The sequence below is a fragment of the Moorena sp. SIO3A2 genome (assembly GCF_010672265.1).
In the GTDB taxonomy this organism is placed as follows: domain Bacteria; phylum Cyanobacteriota; class Cyanobacteriia; order Cyanobacteriales; family Coleofasciculaceae; genus Moorena; species Moorena producens.
Genome location: NZ_JAAHHC010000084.1, coordinates 1 through 18,281 on the forward strand (window position 1 = coordinate 1; position 18,281 = coordinate 18,281).

Genomic DNA, 18,281 nt, shown 5'->3' on the forward strand with positions numbered 1-18,281 from the left:
AAACTTCTTTGCCCAACTCAAGCAATATCGAGCGATTGCCACACGCTATGATAAAGGGGCAATAAACTTTCTATCCGCAATTTATCTGGCTGCTACCGTTATCTGGCTTAATTGATGACACGCCCTAAATGTTAGGCTAAATTGGTGAGAGTATAATTGAGGTGGCTACTTAATAAGTATTGACAATAGTTAAGTTTAGTAAATTTCATCAATAACTGAATTTTTTAAGGCACCATCCTCTGATTTGATCAGAAAATTGAAAAAACGAACGACCATTAATTATTATTACTAATCTGAAAAAGGGCTGATGACAGAGGTAGCTTAAATATAGTACATTAGTACTATATTTAAGCTACCCACTGTGCCAGTTGCGTAAGTCCTGTAATAATTAGATGCGGAAAGCGCACCGGATCTTTTCGGGCGGGCAGGATGCCCACTCTACTCCTATTCATTCGAAGACTGACGCAACGCCAATTAGGATGTTGGACGCCTGATTGAGAGCGCAAGCATTCTATCACCCTCTACAGATTAGTCTACAGATTCAAGCTGTCTTACCGTTGGGGAAAGAGCTATGGGGCTTTGAAGTTGCTATCTGGCCATGACTTCCGTCTAGGGTAAGGTCATTGCCTTTAAAGGTTTTTGCCCCACTCCCCTCTTGCTTAGCGATAGCTTCGTTGATGTATATTTCCTGCTTCGGCAGTGGGATCACAATCCCCTCTTGTTCAAATCTTTCTTTTATAATTCGGCTGATCTCACAATAGGCTGTCCAGTAATCCTGTTTCTTAGTATAGGCCATAAACCAAATGTTAACAGCATATTCAGCCAATTCCCCAGTGTCGATCCAAGGTGCAGGGTCTTCCAATACTAAAGGATGAGAGTTGGCAATATCCTTAAGAACTTGGATCGCTTGAGTAATACTATTGCTGTAGCTGATCCTTACCGTGAGGAACATAGCGCGGACGGGGCTACTGGTTTCGTTCTCAATAACGTTACCCCAGATTGAGTTGTTCGGGATAATAATGATTTTATTTTCATAAGTCTTGATTGTGGTGCAAACTAAGTTGACATCCTTAACCGTACCTTTTACCCCAGCTACTTCAATCATATCGCCCACGTCGAAAGGTTTATAGAGCAAGATCATTAACCCATTGGCAAAGTTACCGAGGGTATTTTGGAACGCAAACGCTACCACAAAACCAGCAGCTCCAATCATAGCCATCAGTGGACCAATACTGACCTCTAGGGCAGTGATACCTAAAATAATACCCACCACAAATAATCCTTGACGGGTTATCCTAACCACGAACTGACGGAGCATAGCTGACATATTCGGGAACATCCACAAAGATTTCTCGAGGACTGTCCCTACAATCAGGGAGAGGATGCTAAAGCCAGCGACAATTCCTAAAAATTTGCCAATGTTATTCGCCCAGCGCAGACCTCCTTCTTTAGACTGGAGCCAGCCGACGATGGTAATCCAGGTTCCTTGAGTGTCGGTTACGTCAACCTTAATCCCACTGATTGCATCGATGTATTTGTTGTACAACTCGACATCACCGCCTTTAGTTTCCAGCTCTTCAAGTACCACCTCAAAGCGATCGCTTAAAGCAGTGCGTTCCTCTCGCAGTGTGGTCATGTTGACCAGAACTTGCTTTTTAACTTCGGTCTTCGCTTCCACCGCTTCTTCTAGGTCTTGTTTGGCTTTGTCAAGTCCCTGTTCAGTCTTTTTCTGCTCTTGTTCATCAGTAACGATTTTGTTGCTAATTGTCCCAATCTTTTCTTGAACCTTAGCAACATCCTCGTTTGAAGTTTTTGCTTTATCTTTTTCCTTTTCAGTACTTTCAACTGCTTTATCAATTGCCCCTTGCAAGGTTTTATCATGCTGGGTCTTTTCCTCTTCTTTAACTGCTTCTTCTACTGACTCTTGAGCTTTTTCGAGAGCTTCCTGTGCCTCTTCAGCAGCTTTTAAAGCTTTAAGGCGATCCTCAGCCGATCCCTCAGTCTCTATTTTTTCCTTAGTGTCTGTCGCTTCCTCAAGAGCCTCTTTGGCATCTTCTAGGGCATCAACAGCTTCTTTAGTTTGTTGAAGCTCTCGATTTTTGCGCTTGACAGCAATTTCAGCATCGCTAAGTTCTTTAACTTTAGTTTTAAGCAAGAACATCCACGCTTTAGCTTCACCCTCCAGCTCATCTAATGTCAAGGGCTTGAGCATTAGCTCTAGCTCCTCAATCGGAATAGTTGGATCCTCAGTTGTAATTGCTTTCTCTAAGACTGAATTAGTGGTCTGTTTAGCTTGAGCAGGTAACCACCATGCCCCAACCATTAAGAGACTGCCAAATAAAATGCTAATTTTCTTATGTCGGTAACGAATCATTGGTTTTTCGTGTTAATAAGACGTTAATGAAGATGTAACCTGTATAGTTTGCTTGACTGTTGAGTGTTAACCAATGAAGATGTAACCTGTATAGTTTGGTTCACTGTTGAGTTTTAACCGTTGACTGTCAACAGTTGCTCCCCCCATTACCCCCGAAGATCGGCAGAGCTGTTTGATTCTTGATTTAGACTGAGGGGGGCAGAGCAGCAGAGCAGGGGAACCGAATTTTCCGCAAATATTCGGTTTTGACAGATTCTAATTCTCTGTATTTAACGAAGAAATGACGATCTCGAGGGCAGTCAATAGTTAACGTTTAACAGTAAACACTCAACAGTCAACAAGGTATAGATAGCCTTTTATTGGTTCAAATCGAGCCATGTCCTTATTGTTGCCCAATATTTTCCATCAATAAACATCTTGAACAAAAATTTTGCAAAATCTTTGCTGAATACCGACTCCGCTTTTATCACATCTTTATTTCCCTGGCTGATCATTAATTTTTCATGGCTGCCATCATCCATAGCTTATTTATCGGTAATGGTAGATTTACCAGCCGTATTTGGTATAATCTGCTTCTGTAAAACTCGGTAAAACCATTTATTTTTACTGGGCTGTATTCTTAACAATTCGTTGAATGCTCCTAGAGAAACAGAATACTATCAAATCCGGTTGAATAACCTACTTCCTGGTCAGGAGAGCAGGGGGAGCAGGGCAGCAGGAGAGCAGGGGGAGAAAGATTTTGTCTGGATATCGTAAGTGTGGGCAATTATCCGGAGGTAGTGATAAACATGTAGTGATGGCCAGGGCAAACGCATCTAATTTTTTTTGACAAATGACCAAGATTATGTATTGAGGATTTAACAGGGTGTAAGCTGTCTAAATAAGTAGTGATAGCCAAATCGCTTATTAGAGCTGATTCGTAAACTCGCTGTAATCCTTGTAGGATAAGGCTTGCGCTCAAATAGAACAATTGAACTATTTAATACCCAAAAGACAATCATAGCAAGGCTTTCAGACTTCTTAAGATTTACTTTACAAATCAGCTCTTAGTCTAATTAACTCAAATTACTATTAATTAATAGTTCCCCAAAAAGATTAAAATTTTAATTATGTCAAAATGATGGAAGACTAAAAATAAAATATAATTTATAGAAATACCTGACGGGGGGACAGAGCGGGTATAGCCATTGTTTAGCAAGGGATACAGCAGATGAAGCAAAAAAAAGATAGGTCAAATATAGTAACCCTGACCTATCTACCAAAAATGATAGCGTGCGCCATACCATAAAATCCTACGGTGCGTCTTGCATTTCGAGGAAACCTCGAAACTACGCACCGAAAAAATAAGCTGCATTACACCAGGTATTTGTTCCTGACCTTAGTCGTTGCCAGCCTACAATTGCTCAGACATGTCAAACTAGAAGTGTTAGCTGAAGCCCTGCCGTTAGCTATTTTGTTTGAGAGTCGCCCTTCAGAAATTACCAGTTCAATATCGTTTCAATCTGGTTTCCCTGTGTAAGTGCTCTGGTAGAAGAGATGTTTAAGCCGAACGATAGGATATATTTGGCGTATGACCGCACCAGTTGGGGGGTGATTAATATCTTGATGGTTAGCGTGATCTATGATCATCGTGCCTGGCCGATTTACATCGGAGTTCTTGGATAAAAAAGGCAGCAGTAATTTTGATGAGCAAACAGCTGTTTTGGGAAAAAGTCTTGGGTTACTCTCCAACTATAGGGTGGTGGTGTTAGGGAACCTTGGCCTTTCGGCCACGCTACGCGAACGGTGCGTCTTGCATTTCTCAGACATAAACCTTGGAGAGGGGAGCCTTATTTCATATAACTTAAAAGTATTACCCATAACCTGTCGCTATAAAGGCCGGAGACGAAACCTTCAACAGGGTCGCCTTTATGGGGGAAACGGTTTAGCATAAAAGGGTTGAGTCTTTGTGATAAGGCGACCCTGTTCTACGGTAACTTCAAACACTCTGTTACGGTAACTTTAAATAGTTGATTCTATTGTGTTATCACCATATTTGCTATCGTGACCAAGACCCACGCGGTGCGACCCCGGTCGGGTTTCCCGACGCAGGAAGTTACCGTAGAACAGGGTAGCCTTATTAAAAAGACTTAAACCTATGACTCACAGACTGCCAACTATAAAGGCTACCCTGTTCAAGGTTTCATCGTTGACCTAGGGAACGCGCACCAAGAGAAATGAATCATTATTCCTCATGGCTCTGCTGTTAATAAATTTAAGCCACTTAATAGTTTGACTTGATGAAAACCTTGGCTCCATAACAGCTTGCGTGATTTCGGTCACTATTGTTGAATAAGCGCGGAAATAATGCTAATTTAGCCTTGCCTATTTTTTGGCTTTTATTAATACTTTTTATTAAGTCAACGAACAAATTATAAAACACCATTGGATTGCTAACTTTGCTCGCCTTATAAAAAGTCGATATGTCTACCTCTATGCCACGCACATTCAAACCCTTGACTAAACTAATCATACTATTTTGAATATTATATAGCACAAATTATAACCATTTTAACAAAAATAGTTGCAATCATGGGCGAATTTAATTCGCCAACGGAAAGCGCACCTTTAGGAAAGTATTGAGGACTGGATAATCATCATTAGGTAATTTACCTACGTATCTTTTGACGATTTTTTGAAAATTATATATCATTGAAGCAACATTATTAAATTTTAATTTAGCCTCTATTTTATAAAATTATATGCTATTTGTATAGGTTTTTAACTATCATTCAACATTTCTGAACTAAGCCATGTTCGACTATCTACTCTCAGCGTTAGAAAGACTAAATAAATTACTAGAGCAAGCAGTAATAACAGCACAAGCTGTCTACGGTTCTCAAGCAGCTACTGACCCTTATCGAGGTCTTCGTATTAATCGCGATCAGGTCAAGCAACTCCTAGATCGTGAACCAGGGATACCTTTGTTTGCAGTAGATGCAGAAAAAACTGAGTCCGATCAGACTAACAATACACCATTAAACTGGCTGAAACAGACTTTCGGTTTGTCTGAATTTGATTTAGACGTGATGCTGATTGCCCTGGCTCCAGAAATTGATTTAAGTTACGAGCGTCTGTATGCCTATCTCCAGGATGATGTCACTCGCAGGCGACCTAGTATTGATTTAGCCTTAAATTTACTATGTCCCTCTGCTGAAGCCAAGCTGTTGCAACGAGTTCATTTTGCTCCTGACGCGCCCTTAATCAAACATGGTTTACTTCACTTAATTCCTGACCCTCATCAGGTTAAACCACCAATATTATCCTATTATCTCAAGCTAGACGAGCAGGTTATCCATTCTCTGTTAAAACAGAAGAGTCTTGAACCGCATTTAGAATCTTGGTGTCAATTGATAGATATTCCTGCTGTTGAGGACAAGTTAACGATTAGGGATGACATTAAACACATACTTCCTAAGCTAGTCAAACACGCTCAACATACCAACCAGCCTCTACATCTGTATTTCTCTGGTTTACATTCTACTGAAAAACGCCGTGGAGCGATCACCCTTGCCGCTCAACTGAACAAGCCGTTATTGATTGCGGATTTAGCTCAAGCTTTAGCAATTAAGGAAGAGTTTGACCAACTGCTAAAACTGTTGTTCCGTGAAGCCTGTTTTCACGATGCTATCCTCTATCTAGAAAGTCTGGAAAGTTGGGATGCACTACAGACCAAAGAGCAGCATCTGTTATATAAAAGCTTACTTGACAGACTAACTGAGGCGAAAGGTGTGGTGATATTATCTGGAATACAGTCGTGGGTGCCAAAGTTGACCAATCTCCAGGGTGTGATTACTGTACCTTTTGCTACACCGGATTTTTACCAACGGCGCGTTTACTGGCAAGCTAGTTTAGAAACTAAAGGAATTGTACTTAGCGATCGCGACTTGGATACCCTAGCCAATCGTTTTACCTTGAGTTCAGCCCAAATAGCAGGAGCAGTGACAACTGCTTGTAATCAGGCTTTGTGGCGTGCTGCTGCCGAATTTGAAGAATTGCCATTAAACAGTACAATTAAGCCAACCCTAAATGACTTATTAGCAGCGGCTCGTGACCAATCTGGTAACAATTTAACTGAATTAGCCCGCAAACTTAACCTTAAGTATAGTTGGCAAGACATTATCTTACCCGCCGATCAACTTGCTCAGCTCAAAGAAATTTGTAATCAAGCCAAGTATCGTCATATTGTCTATGAAAAATGGGGCTTTCACCGCAAGCTGTCCATTGGCAAAGGATTAAATGTACTATTTTCAGGTCCACCAGGCACAGGTAAGACCATGGCGGCGGAAGTGATTGCTAATGAACTACAGCTTGAGCTATACAAAATTGATTTATCCCAGGTTGTCAGTAAGTACATTGGCGAGACTGAGAAAAATTTGAACCGCATTTTTATGGCTGCCGAAACAGCTAACGCTATCCTTCTGTTTGACGAGGCAGATGCTCTGTTTGGCAAACGCTCTGAAGTTCGAGATGCTCATGACCGCTACGCCAATATTGAAGTTGGGTATCTGTTGCAGAAGATGGAGGAATATGAGGGGATATCAATTTTGACAACAAATTTGCGCCAAAATTTAGACGAGGCATTTGTGCGTAGGTTAGCCTTTACAGTTCACTTTCCCTCACCAGATGAAGCTAGTCGTCGGCGCATTTGGGAGGGGATTTGGACTGAGGAAATCCCCTTGTCAGCAGATCTAGATTTTGAGTTTTTGGCACGGCAGTTCAAATTGAGTGGAGGGAATATTAAAAATATTGCCCTAGCAGCAGCTTTTCTAGCGGCTGAAGCAGGTAGTGCAGTGATGATGGAACATCTGTTACAGGGAACTCGGCGGGAGTATCAGAAGATGGGTAAGGTATGGAGTGATGGAATGCGATCGCTTAAATAATCCGGCCACGGTCAGTAGTGAGCCAGTTTTACACTAACGACTTACCTAGTGCGATTGTAAGCATTCAGCCGTTGGCCTTTGGCCAAGGCTGATAGCTGAATGCTTACGTGCTATTTACCTGATTAAGCCACAAGTATAATACTGTAATCCTTAGGCGATCGCGAACATATTATTGATCAAGTTATTTCTCTTTATTACTGTTATCTTATTTCTAGAATTATTTTAGCTTCCAAAAGAAGCTAAATTCAATTCCCAGACTGACGCCCTAATTCATACACACCACAGCTCATACAAGCAATAATCCCGATACTGATTGCCCAACTGTGTCCGAGGCTAATTTCCACGGCGTAGTTACAAACTGCACCAATGACTAAAAAAGGCAAAATGCTGACAATTGACGCATAGAAAGCGTTTTGAGATTCTCTGACCTTACGGGTTCGTTCAAATTCCTGAGCCGAGATGTAAAAGAATCCCTCAGCAAAGTTAAACCAGCGGTTCAATTGCTCCATAATCCATTGCCTCAAGGACGAGAGGCTTAAATATAGCGCTAGAGACCACAAAGATGCTCCTGCGATCGCTGTAGTATCCACCTCGAATCGGAAGGGCAAAAATTCAGTCAGCATCAGTTCACGGATAGGGTAGGCTGGGGCAAGTTCATGACTAAGTTAACCAACATTTAACATCTCTATTTGAGTTGATCGCTTTAGTGTTAACGGTTAACGGTAGACACGCGCACAGTAGACACGCGCACAAAGGTTAGTCAAAGGTCAACCCTTAACAAAAAATCTAATCCTTAAATTGTGCAAGTTAAATGTGTATTAGCCTCTTGAGGTATCTTAACAAAACTCAAGATTTTGATAAATACCTAAAACAACCCAAACACCCTGCTGATGGTAGGTGATCTGGAGGGATATAATTGACAATCAAACCGCTAAATCCTTCGCGTAGCGTCGGCTTTGGCGAAGATTACAGCAGGGGATTCTTAAGAGCATAAAACTCTTACTGGCTGATTCAAACAGCCTCTACACCCTCCGATAAAATCATCGGGCTTACTTGTATGTTTTTTTTATGGTTCATGTTTCTAGCAGAGGCTTTTCAGCTTGCACAAGAACCGGTGCTTTTTTCTGCGTAGGAGACGCTACGCGAAAGAGCGCATTAAATCAATTTATGCCAGATTTATACTAGCTAAAATTATCAAGAATCGCAATCAACTTGATCTTCAATTCCCAAGGGGCTGTGTGGGTCACCTGCGTCCGCACTTTATACGCCCCATCTCCCGCACTTGTCTTTGGGCTATAACGGGAGTCCCCAAGGAGTTGAATGATGGAAAGACCCCTAACTAGCTAAAGCCAGACTAGAACTAATGCGCAGTGGTTATTTATCAAGGCTTCTAATTTTCGCTGGACTGAGTTTAACAAGTTCAATCGGTTTAAGTACCCATTCGAGTTTCCCCAGCCAGCCAGTAACTGCATCAGAACCTCCCTCAACCTTGGTAGCCGGAGTAAGAAGTTTTGCCAAAGGGGGTTCCTTTCCCGTAGAAAACTTCCGGGGCTACACCTCTGGCTTCGGTTACCGACCCTCTCCTAGAGGTTCTGGATGGGAATTCCACCGAGGTTTAGACATAGCTGCCCCTGAAGGAAGCTATATCCGTAACTGGTGGAGTGGTAAAGTAATTAAAATTTCTGATGGTACTGCTTGCGGCACCTCAATAACTATCCAATCGGGCAAGTGGCAGCACATCTACTGTCACATGAAAGGATACGCAGTTAAAAATGGAGGTACTCGCTATTTAATTGACAACTCCGGTGGGATTCGGATCAAGGAAGGCCAACTGTTGCCTTCTGGAGCCAGAATCGGTCGAGTAGGGATGACTGGTCGTACCACTGGTCCTCATCTGCACTGGGGATTGAAGTATGGCAAGCAATATGTTGACCCAGCCCAGGTGCTGCGTGCAATGTATAAAACACGAGCTTGATTGGGACAAATGCTAATGGTTAATGGCCATTAACCATTAACCATTAACCATTAACATGTTTCAAACATGCATGCCTTTGATCGTTTAACTAGAAACTACGAAACTACCAATTGTTCCTTGCACATCTGGGTGTGTTCTTCTACAATTTTGCGTAACTGGTCTCCTTCGATAGTTTCTTGATCTATCAACAGGTCTACTAATCGGTCAATGATTACCCGATTTTCCCGGACTAACTGACGAGCATGGCCATGGCAATGCTGCACAATTGTGCGAACTTGGGCATCAATGTGGGCAGCAATTTTCTCTGAGTACTCAGCCCTATTAATCACATTACCCCCTAGAAAGACTTCTCCCCCTGGATCTTCTAAGGACAGAGGACCCAAATCACTCATTCCAAAGCGGGTTACCATCTGCCGTGCTCGCGAGGTAACTTGTCGCAAGTCCCCAACAGCACCAGTAGTCACTTCAGCCTCACCAAAAATTTCTTCTTCTGCCGCTCTACCCCCTAAAGCAGCAGTAATTTGGGCTTTGAGTTGAGCCCGAGTAATCAAACCTTGCTCTTCATCAGGAATATACCAGGTCAAACCACGGGCTTGCCCTCGGGGAATTAGGGTTACTTTCTGTACCGGGTCGTGATCCGGTAGGAGGGTAGAAATTACAGCATGTCCTACTTCATGGTAGGCAATTAATCGCTTATTCTTGCTGTCCACTAGAGGAGTGCCTTCCATCCCAGCTACCACCCGGTCAATAGCATCATTGATTTCGAGCATAGTAATGGCATCTTTGCGGCGGCGGGCAGTCAGGATTGCCGCTTCGTTGAGTAGGTTGGCTAAGTCAGCACCAGTAAACCCAGGGGTACGCTTAGCAACAGTTTCTAGACAAACCTCAGGGTCAATCTTTTTGTTGCGAGCGTGGACTTCCAGAATGTTATTCCTGCCTTTGTAGTCAGGGTAATCCACAATAACTTGTCTGTCAAAGCGTCCAGGACGTAATAGTGCAGCATCCAGGACATCTGGGCGATTAGTGGCAGCAATAATAATAATACCTGTGTTGCCTTCAAACCCATCCATTTCCGTGAGCAATTGGTTAAGGGTTTGCTCCCGTTCATCGTTTCCACCGCCAATTCCTGCTCCCCGTTGCCGTCCTACCGCATCAATTTCATCAATGAAGACCAAGCAAGGGGCATTTTCTTTGGCTTTTCTGAACAAGTCACGGACACGGGAGGCACCAACGCCCACAAACATTTCCACGAATTCGGAACCAGAGATGCTAAAGAAGGGAACTCCTGCTTCACCAGCGATCGCTTTGGCTAAGAGAGTTTTACCAGTTCCTGGAGGACCCACTAGCAGCACACCTTTCGGGATCCGTGCTCCAACAGCAGTAAAGCGTTCTGGTTGTTTGAGGAATGTGACAACTTCTTGCAATTCCTGTTTAGCTTCTTGAATACCTGCTACATCATCAAAGAGAACCCCGGTTTTGGCTTCCATCTGAAACCGTGCTCGGGATTTGCCAAAGTTTAAGGCTTGACCAGAATTACTCGCAGAGCGTCGCAGGATCATCATCAAGCCTGCTAGTAACAACAGAATGAAAAATAAGTTGGCAATTAGACCTAAAGCGGCTGAGTTATCCGCAGAGCGCCTAATTTCAGTGGGAACATTCTGTTGACGGAGTTCCTTGAGTAGCAAGGAGTTTTGATCGAACAAAGCAACTCGTTGAGGAGGTTCATTCTCATTGGACCCCTCTAAGCTAACTTTAGCAATCTTAGTGGCTTCATCGATTTCTATTTTAGTGACGTCCCCATTTTTAACTTTCTTTAATAGCTCACTATAGGTTAGAGATTTCTCTTGTTTAAGCTGTGCTTGGGCTGGGGTACCCAGTATCACCCCTTGCCAAAGGAGCAAACTGGCAGCAATACGCCATAATTTGACTAACTTGCGCTTTTCCTGGGGTTCCTGTAATCTAACCTCAGGATTTGCCAGCGGCTGTGGAGAGGTGTTTACCTCTGCATTACCCATCCATGCTCTCATCCAGAAACGTTTCTTCATGGCTGTTTGCTCTTTGGTCTTGCCTTGACTCAACTCCTGGGTAAACCTAGTTAGGCTTCAATGAATTCACGCCCTTGAGTTGAAATTTCTTTCACTTTCTAGTCTAGCTCCCTAAAATCCGGCTTTAGCTGTAAGAAACTCATCTGAAGTCCGCTAGCATCGGTAACCTGCTCTTGCCTAGATGGGGTTTGCAAACCTCACCCTGTTTTTTTCTTAATCCTCTCTGCTGTAGATACCTTGCCTGGAACATCTCTACAAATGGTAACCATACAACTGGACACGAGATCACTAGTTGACCTTGTACTTTTGAGAGTCAACCATCAACCGTCAACATTCAACAAACATCTGATCAATTACACCGAAGTGGATGTCTTTATTTCTTCTACCTGATCTGAGGGGGTTGGCGGAACCTGGGGGATTTCCATTGGTACATCTTCCTGTTGGAGATCCTCTAGGGTAGTGACAAAATCTCTAATCCCTTGAAATTTTCCATAGACGGAAGCAAAGCGTACATAAGCCACTTCACTCTCCGAACGTAGGTAGCGCAAGACTAACTCACCAATTTCGTGACTGATGACTTCCCGACCAAATCGCTGTTGTAATTCTGCTTCAATCTCATCAACCAATGCTTCCAGGCGTTTTTGGAGAATGCCGGTTTTTTCACAAGCACGTACAATTCCCCGTAACAACTTGGAACGGTCAAATGATTCCCGCTTGCCATCCCGCTTGATCACAGTTATTGGCACAAATTCGATCCGCTCATATGTCGTGAAGCGATGTTTGCATCCCAAACACTCCCGACGTCGCCTCACACTTTTCCCTGCCTCAGTAGAACGAGACTCAAGAACGCGGCTCTCGGTGTGGTGACAAGAGGGGCATCGCATAAGATAATTTTGTTTTCTTGCTGAGTGGACTGATTGGCGGCAGATATTTGGAACGCCCTAAGAGTCGATACTGTCAAAATAACAATTATATGGAAGGTGAGCCGATATAGACCTATCAACTTCCCTATATCCTATAGGGTCATGCACAGGGTATTGCGGCTCAGAGCATCCACAGAACTGTTGAATTTCGATCTGAGTAAATCGAGGTAAACTACTTACCAATCTTAGGCGGTTCCCGAAAAGCAATGGCAAAAAATAGGGTGCCTAGGGCTAAGGTCAAGATTAAGATATAAGCAACTGATTCCATAGCTATAATTGTTGGTTATCTTCTCACTTACCAGTCTACCTTGCATAGACCACAGAAATAGCCAAAAGGCAAAAGAAAAATTTCTTTTCTTCTGCCTTTTGCTTTTAAGTCAAACTGTGATAAGAGATATTTAACCTCTAGATAGGCTCTGTCCTACGGGTACTCTTATCACCAAGCTTCTGGAAGAAGCCCCACTCGACTTGCTCTTCCTCTAGGTCAGGATCGACACCAGCAAACACATCTCGATAGAGGGTGCGTGAGCCATGCCAGATGTGCCCAAAGAAGAACAACAGAGCAAAGACAGCATGACCAAAGGTGAACCAACCCCGAGTACTAGTGCGGAATACACCATCAGAGTTTAAGGTTTCACGGTCAAATTCAAAGCCCTCACCCAGCTGAGCAGTACGAGCGTATTGCTTCACATCGAATGGGTCAGTAAAGGTTTGACCATCAAGAACTCCACCGTAGAAGCTAACTGTGACACCAGCTTGCTCGAAACTATACCTAGATTCAGCCCGTCGGAAAGGTATGTCCGCACGAACTACACCATTAGCATCGGTCAAAATGATAGGGAAGGTTTCAAAGAAGTTCGGCATCCGACGAACGGTCAGATCCCGACCTTCACTGTCTGTGAACACCGCATGACCTAGCCAACCTTCAGCAATTCCATCCCCTTTGTCCATCGGACCTGTGCGGAACAAACCACCTTTGGCAGGGGAGTTGCCTACATAGTCATAGAATGCCAGCTTCTCTGGAATTGATGACCAAGCTTCTGACAAGCTAGCACCATCAGCCAATTCAGCTTGTACCCGTTGGTTAATTTCCTGTTGGAAATAACCCTGATCCCACTGATAGCGAGTTGGACCAAACAGTTCAATTGGGGTGGCAGCACTGCCGTACCACATGGTGCCTGCTACTACAAACGCAGCAAAAAATACAGCCGCGATACTGCTGGAGAGTACCGTTTCGATATTCCCCATCCGTAGAGCTTTAAACAATCGCTCTGGTGGTCGTACTGTTAAGTGGAATAAACCGGCAATAACCCCAACAACACCAGCAGCGATATGGTGAGCGACAATACCTCCAGGGTTATAGGGGTTAAAGCCTGCTGGTCCCCATTCTGGTGCGATGGGTTGAACACTACCAGTGAGACCATAGGCATCAGATACCCACATCCCAGGACCCCAAAGCCCAGTCAAGTGAAAGGCACCAAAGCCAAAGCAGAGTAAACCAGATAAGAACAGGTGAATGCCAAAAATTTTTGGCAAATCGAGAGCTGGGTCGCCACTCCGTGGGTCTCTGAACACATCTAAATCCCAGTAAACCCAGTGCCATACGGCAGCCAGGAACAATAAACCAGAAAGGATAATATGAGTTGCAGCGACACCTTCAAAAGACCATAAGCCAGCATTGGTTACGGTTTCACCAGTGATACTCCAGCCCCCCCAGGAATCAGTAACCCCTAGACGAGCCATAAAGGGCATGACGAACATCCCCTGACGCCACATCGGGTTAAGAACCGGGTCACTCGGATCAAAAATTGCCAATTCGTACAGGGCCATTGAACCAGCCCAGCCTGCCACCAGGGCTGTATGCATCAAGTGCACAGCTAGCAGACGTCCTGGATCATTCAGGACGACCGTGTGTACTCGGTACCAGGGTAGTCCCATTGACTACGCTCCTCCTAATATAGAGTTTTTACTTCGACGCTTCTTTTGATCAGTATGTTAGAAATCGCCTTGAAATCTCCCCCGCTTCAAACACAGAGGATTCTAAGAGTCACGTTGTTCGAGGGGTTAAAAACCTAATCTGACAACGCTTACGGTATGATTTCTTTAATTTGACACTGTTTGGAGAGCTTTCAAGCTCTCCGACCGACCTTGGTTAGGTGTGAACCTAACTGTATCGCTACTTGGGTAGCCACCCTAGATTTTGCCATTGGCAACTTAGGTAGGACAAAGTATGTATGAAACTAAAGTTTGTTTAAAGAAGTGTAACTATTGTTAGAGCCGATTGCAAGCGAACGGTCATGTTCTCAGCTTAGGGTCGGAAGCCTAAAACCAGCTATATTGCGCAAATTTCCCTTGTATTTGCCTAAATTAAAGCAATATAGCTTCTAAAATCTAAAAATTTTCAAATTCAGTCCGGTAGCCTCTTGACTAATTAGCAATAGTCGGACACAAATCAAAATGAAAAAGGTATGTTGAAAGGAAAAAGGCATAAGCATAGGACTTATGGCAAGTTGAGTTCAAACCATATCACCTAAAGCACTTAAGAGGGCAGGGGGAATAGGGGGAAGAGTCCAGAGTTGGGGAAAGCTGGGGCTAAAAGGGTTAGTAAACAGCTAGAGAAAATGTCGCAGAGTCTACCAAAAACTCTTATTATTTGTTAGACTTAAATTAGGGTAACACCGACAGGGATTATTATGTAACTTAAATTAAAGCCGAAAACCAAGGGTTTAATAGTTGCGGTTACATCCCGGTGTTAGACTTTTTTGACATTTTTATGGCGCTCGCGGGATATTCCCGAGAGCTTTGGGAGATACCCCCTGGATGCTATTGCATCTTGCCTTGGCGAGCCTTGGTCTATCTTGGTAGACTTTGGTAGCTAAAAAGTATCGGGATATAATTGGTTGTATTACTCATCCAGTTGTAGTTGCGAGCCAAGAAATTCGCCACGATCACAGCATCAGTGCGGGGGTTAGTGGACAGTATCAAAAACTTGTCCAATATCTACCATAAACTGCCAATCATTGGTAGTATTGACCGATGAGTTGAGTCCTACTTCGTAAGGCGGTCGAACTTACGGGATTATCCAAAAATAAATTGAGGAAGTACGCAGATAATGGCACAATTGATTCACTCACAACAGAAGGGGGGCATAGATTGTTTGACGTTGAAAACTACATCAAGCAATCAAAACCCAAGCATGATTACACAATCTGCTACTGTCGGGTCAGCTCAACAAAACAACGAGATGACCTTGACAGGGAAATCGCCTATATGCACTCACTCCCAGACTGCGAAATCATCAAGGACATCGGATCGGGGCTTAATTTCAAAAGATTTGGGCTTAAAACCATACTGGATAGACTTATGCGAGGAGATCAATTCACGCTTATTGTTGCCTGTAGAGACAGACTCGCCCGGTTTGGGTTTGAACTTGTACAGTACCTGGTCGAATCCAACGGTGGAAAAATCGTGGTTCTCGACAACCATGAAAGTTGCCTACACTCAGAGCTGGTCGCGGATCTTCTCTCCATTGTTCACCTCTTCAGCTGTCGAGTCCATTGACTCAGGAAGTACGGTAAAAAAATCAAAGAAGATCAAGATTTACCTTGATAAAAGCCAGAAACAGATGGTTAATCAATGGCTTGGAGTTTCCCGTTATGTTTTTAATAAGACCGTCGAGATACTTCAAGATGGCTCAGTAAAGGCTAACTGGAAACGGATCAAGACTGAGATTCTTAACAATCTCCCTGAGTGGTGCAAGGCAGTGCCTTATCAAATTAAGTCTATAGCGATTAAGGATGCCTGTACCGCCATCAGGGAAGCCAAGAAAAAATACCAGAAAACTGGGCAGGTCAATCGAGTTCGGTTTAGGTCTCGCAAAAACCCCGTCCAGTCTTGTTATATTCCTAAATCGGCTGTTACAGCTATTGGTATTTATCGCACAAAATTAGGCGAGTTAAGCTTTACTGAATCGCTACCAGATCACATTTGTGATTGTCGATTAACTAGCACCAACGGGAACTATTATCTAGTAGTTCCCTACAAAGCAGCCCCAAAAAAAGCCGAGAATCAAGGTAGGGTGGTTGCGCTCGATCCCGGTGTGAGAACCTTTTTGACATTCTTCAGCGAAAACTCTGTAGGGAAGATTGGTGAAGGAGATTTCTCTGGCATCCAACGCCTATGTGCTCACCTAGACAAGTTGGTTGGTAAAATCAGCTTTTCTAAAGGAAAGCAAAAGCGAAGAATGAAAAAAGCTGCCAGAAGAATGACTATCAAGATACAGAATCTAGTCAATGAACTGCATCACAAGGCGGCCAGGTTTTTGGTTGACAACTTTGATGTGATTTTACTCCCTACGTTCGAGACATCCCAGATGTCAAAACGTGGGAGTCGCAAGATTCACTCAAAGACTGTTCGCAATCTGATGAACTTGGCTCACTACAGGTTCAAGCAGTTCCTCAAGCACAAAGCTTTCGAGACTGGAAAGCAAGTCCTGGATGTGTGCGAAGCCTACACCAGCAAAACTGTCAGTTGGACAGGTGAGCTGGTCAAGATTGGTAGCAGCAAAATTATCAAATCAAAAGTTGATGGTCAGAGAATGGATCGAGATCTAAATGGCGCTCGTGGAATATTTATACGAGCTTTGGTAGATACACCCTGGATGAGAAATCATCTTGCATTGGCGGGCTAATATTTGCTTTTGGTAGATATTGGTAGCTAAAAAGTATCGGCTATTGATATGCACTGGCTATTAGGCTCCAATCCTATGGCTAGGGTTTTTTGATTAACTGCTAACCCTAGCTATAACTTTGATCACAAGTCGCAATCAAAAGTATTACTTCCTCATCTTCCCTATCCTCACCCTCTTCACCCTCTTCTTCCTTGTCCCCTGGTGCCTTTTCCCTGTATCAGTTAACCTTTGCCCCCTACCATGATTTCAGTATTTGTCATCGCTAAGCGTTCGATAACTTGCTCAGCAGTGATCAAGCGTTTTAGGACAACTTGACCAATAGTTTTTGCTGACTCAGGTGAAGTGTTAGGCATGGGTTTGACTTCAACCATAACCACAAGGTCTTCAACCTGATAGAGCCACAATTTTTCTCCTTGCTCTAGGATAGAAAGGTTCATTTGCTTAATTTCTGGCAGGCGTCGCCAAGCGTTTTCGTTCCAAAGACCTCCAAACTCCCAAACGCGCCCGACTATCCAGCCTTCCGATAAAAAGAAATATTTCACGTTGCTCTTCGCTAATCCTGCTCTATATTTCTATTTTCCACTCAAATTGAATTTTTCAGCTTAAATTGACGATTTAATTCAAATTTTATGCAACAACTGCAATTGGTGAATTTCAGGACTTACGCACCAAGCTTGGGGTGCATCTCATCTTTGTAAAAAAGAAGGGAAGTGCCGGAAGTGTCGGAAGCGTGGGGATTTTAGGGAGGGTGGGTAGTGTAGGCAGTTTGGGAATTTTATTAGAATTTTTGTTTAATTGCAAAAATGAGATGCACCCCCAAGCTTGTCGGTTAAGACTAGGTGTGGGGTGTAGTGGAAATTTATAGAATTTGACAAAATCATCAGTATATGATTTACAGCAGTCAGCTAAGGCGCTACAGATGGTGCTACTTGAGCTGCTATCAGCTATCAGCTATCAGCCAATTTCTGATCAAGATCAGGGAGTTATCCTTAAAGGAGGTATTGATATTTTTGTTCTCAAAGGTTAATTTTAGGTAAGCATATGCTTACAAAGCATTTTTACTTGACCATAGTTTTTTTATGTAGCTGCTTTGGGTATCGATTTATGGGTAAAATAATCGATTTATGGGTAAAATAATCGATAATCCAGATAAAAAAAAGGACAATAAAAGCCAATCAAATTCTTATATAACCTGGCTTTATAAGCTGTTCGGCATTTAAATTGGTATAATAAAAATTAATAAATAACCCAATAATAGGAAATATGCCAGCAAAAAATTATCTGACAGCAAAAAACAATACTTCAAAAAGCCTTAAAAATAGAAGAAAATGGAAATATTAGAGAACGTATTT

General features: G+C 43.1%; 16 protein-coding genes. 8 read left to right on the top strand and 8 right to left on the bottom strand.

The genetic code is table 11. The features are described 5' to 3' along the window. Positions 1 to 115: transposase (locus F6K64_RS36405; RefSeq protein WP_353737155.1), on the top strand; the 115-nt coding region annotated here is incomplete at its 5' end. Positions 116 to 541: 426 nt separating this feature from the next. On the opposite strand, the gene F6K64_RS36410 is transcribed toward F6K64_RS36405, so the two are convergent. Both F6K64_RS36410 and F6K64_RS36415 read right to left on the bottom strand, forming a co-directional pair. Then, positions 542 to 2,374 (bottom strand): mechanosensitive ion channel family protein, encoded by a 1,833-nt coding sequence (locus F6K64_RS36410; RefSeq protein ID WP_008180831.1) that lies wholly within the window; start codon positions 2,372 to 2,374, stop codon positions 542 to 544. 356 nt (positions 2,375 to 2,730) lie between these two features. Beyond that, positions 2,731 to 2,895 carry a hypothetical protein gene (locus tag F6K64_RS36415; RefSeq protein WP_008180834.1) on the bottom strand — a complete coding sequence of 55 codons (165 nt, stop codon included), beginning with the start codon at positions 2,893 to 2,895 and terminating at the stop codon, positions 2,731 to 2,733. Between the two features lie 776 nt (positions 2,896 to 3,671). Between F6K64_RS36415 and F6K64_RS36420 the strand changes: the two genes are divergently transcribed. From F6K64_RS36420 to F6K64_RS36430, 3 genes are all read left to right on the top strand, one after another. After that, complete coding sequence (locus F6K64_RS36420) at positions 3,672 to 3,893, top strand: hypothetical protein (RefSeq protein ID WP_075873662.1); 222 nt, start codon at positions 3,672 to 3,674, stop codon at positions 3,891 to 3,893. A gap of 111 nt (positions 3,894 to 4,004) precedes the next feature. Next, positions 4,005 to 4,307: a hypothetical protein gene (locus F6K64_RS36425; RefSeq protein ID WP_143764196.1), complete on the top strand. Its 303-nt coding sequence runs from the start codon at positions 4,005 to 4,007 to the stop codon at positions 4,305 to 4,307. Between the two features lie 859 nt (positions 4,308 to 5,166). After that, positions 5,167 to 7,296: an AAA family ATPase gene (locus F6K64_RS36430; RefSeq protein WP_008180842.1), complete on the top strand. Its 2,130-nt coding sequence runs from the start codon at positions 5,167 to 5,169 to the stop codon at positions 7,294 to 7,296. A 245-nt stretch (positions 7,297 to 7,541) separates the two neighbouring features. On the opposite strand, the gene F6K64_RS36435 is transcribed toward F6K64_RS36430, so the two are convergent. Further along, positions 7,542 to 7,919: a hypothetical protein gene (locus F6K64_RS36435; RefSeq protein WP_044492400.1), complete on the bottom strand. Its 378-nt coding sequence runs from the start codon at positions 7,917 to 7,919 to the stop codon at positions 7,542 to 7,544. A 740-nt stretch (positions 7,920 to 8,659) separates the two neighbouring features. Between F6K64_RS36435 and F6K64_RS36440 the strand changes: the two genes are divergently transcribed. Further along, the gene (locus F6K64_RS36440) at positions 8,660 to 9,271 is read left to right on the top strand and encodes a M23 family metallopeptidase (RefSeq protein ID WP_008180846.1); all 612 of its coding nucleotides are present in this window, start codon (positions 8,660 to 8,662) and stop codon (positions 9,269 to 9,271) included. Between the two features lie 95 nt (positions 9,272 to 9,366). Here F6K64_RS36440 and ftsH read toward each other — a convergent pair whose 3' ends face one another. The 4 genes from ftsH to psbB all read right to left on the bottom strand — a co-directional run bounded on the left by ftsH (position 9,367) and on the right by psbB (position 14,177). Beyond that, on the bottom strand, positions 9,367 to 11,286 hold the full coding sequence (ftsH, locus tag F6K64_RS36445) for an ATP-dependent zinc metalloprotease FtsH (RefSeq protein ID WP_044492441.1): 1,920 nt from the start codon (positions 11,284 to 11,286) through the stop codon (positions 9,367 to 9,369). A gap of 383 nt (positions 11,287 to 11,669) precedes the next feature. After that, positions 11,670 to 12,200: a transcriptional regulator NrdR gene (gene nrdR / locus F6K64_RS36450; RefSeq protein WP_287267874.1), complete on the bottom strand. Its 531-nt coding sequence runs from the start codon at positions 12,198 to 12,200 to the stop codon at positions 11,670 to 11,672. Positions 12,201 to 12,411: 211 nt separating this feature from the next. Further along, on the bottom strand, positions 12,412 to 12,507 hold the full coding sequence (locus tag F6K64_RS36455) for a photosystem II reaction center protein T (RefSeq protein WP_008180851.1): 96 nt from the start codon (positions 12,505 to 12,507) through the stop codon (positions 12,412 to 12,414). Positions 12,508 to 12,644: 137 nt separating this feature from the next. After that, complete coding sequence (gene psbB, locus F6K64_RS36460) at positions 12,645 to 14,177, bottom strand: photosystem II chlorophyll-binding protein CP47 (RefSeq protein WP_287263847.1); 1,533 nt, start codon at positions 14,175 to 14,177, stop codon at positions 12,645 to 12,647. A gap of 1,155 nt (positions 14,178 to 15,332) precedes the next feature. Here psbB and F6K64_RS36465 point away from each other — a divergent pair. Together F6K64_RS36465 and F6K64_RS36470 are read left to right on the top strand one after the other, a co-directional pair. Further along, positions 15,333 to 15,800, top strand: coding sequence for an IS607 family transposase (locus tag F6K64_RS36465; protein ID WP_229414350.1), 468 nt, complete (start codon positions 15,333 to 15,335; stop codon positions 15,798 to 15,800). Next, positions 15,724 to 16,929, top strand: a complete 1,206-nt coding sequence (locus tag F6K64_RS36470; RefSeq protein ID WP_008180859.1) for an RNA-guided endonuclease InsQ/TnpB family protein — start codon at positions 15,724 to 15,726, stop codon at positions 16,927 to 16,929. The genes F6K64_RS36465 and F6K64_RS36470 overlap by 77 nt, the downstream gene beginning before the upstream one ends. A gap of 221 nt (positions 16,930 to 17,150) precedes the next feature. Here F6K64_RS36470 and F6K64_RS36475 read toward each other — a convergent pair whose 3' ends face one another. Further along, positions 17,151 to 17,471 (bottom strand): hypothetical protein, encoded by a 321-nt coding sequence (locus F6K64_RS36475; RefSeq protein ID WP_008180860.1) that lies wholly within the window; start codon positions 17,469 to 17,471, stop codon positions 17,151 to 17,153. A 326-nt stretch (positions 17,472 to 17,797) separates the two neighbouring features. On the opposite strand from F6K64_RS36475, the gene F6K64_RS36480 reads away from it, so the two are divergent. Then, positions 17,798 to 17,956 (top strand): hypothetical protein, encoded by a 159-nt coding sequence (locus F6K64_RS36480; RefSeq protein ID WP_154659698.1) that lies wholly within the window; start codon positions 17,798 to 17,800, stop codon positions 17,954 to 17,956. Positions 17,957 to 18,281: the final 325 nt, after the last annotated feature.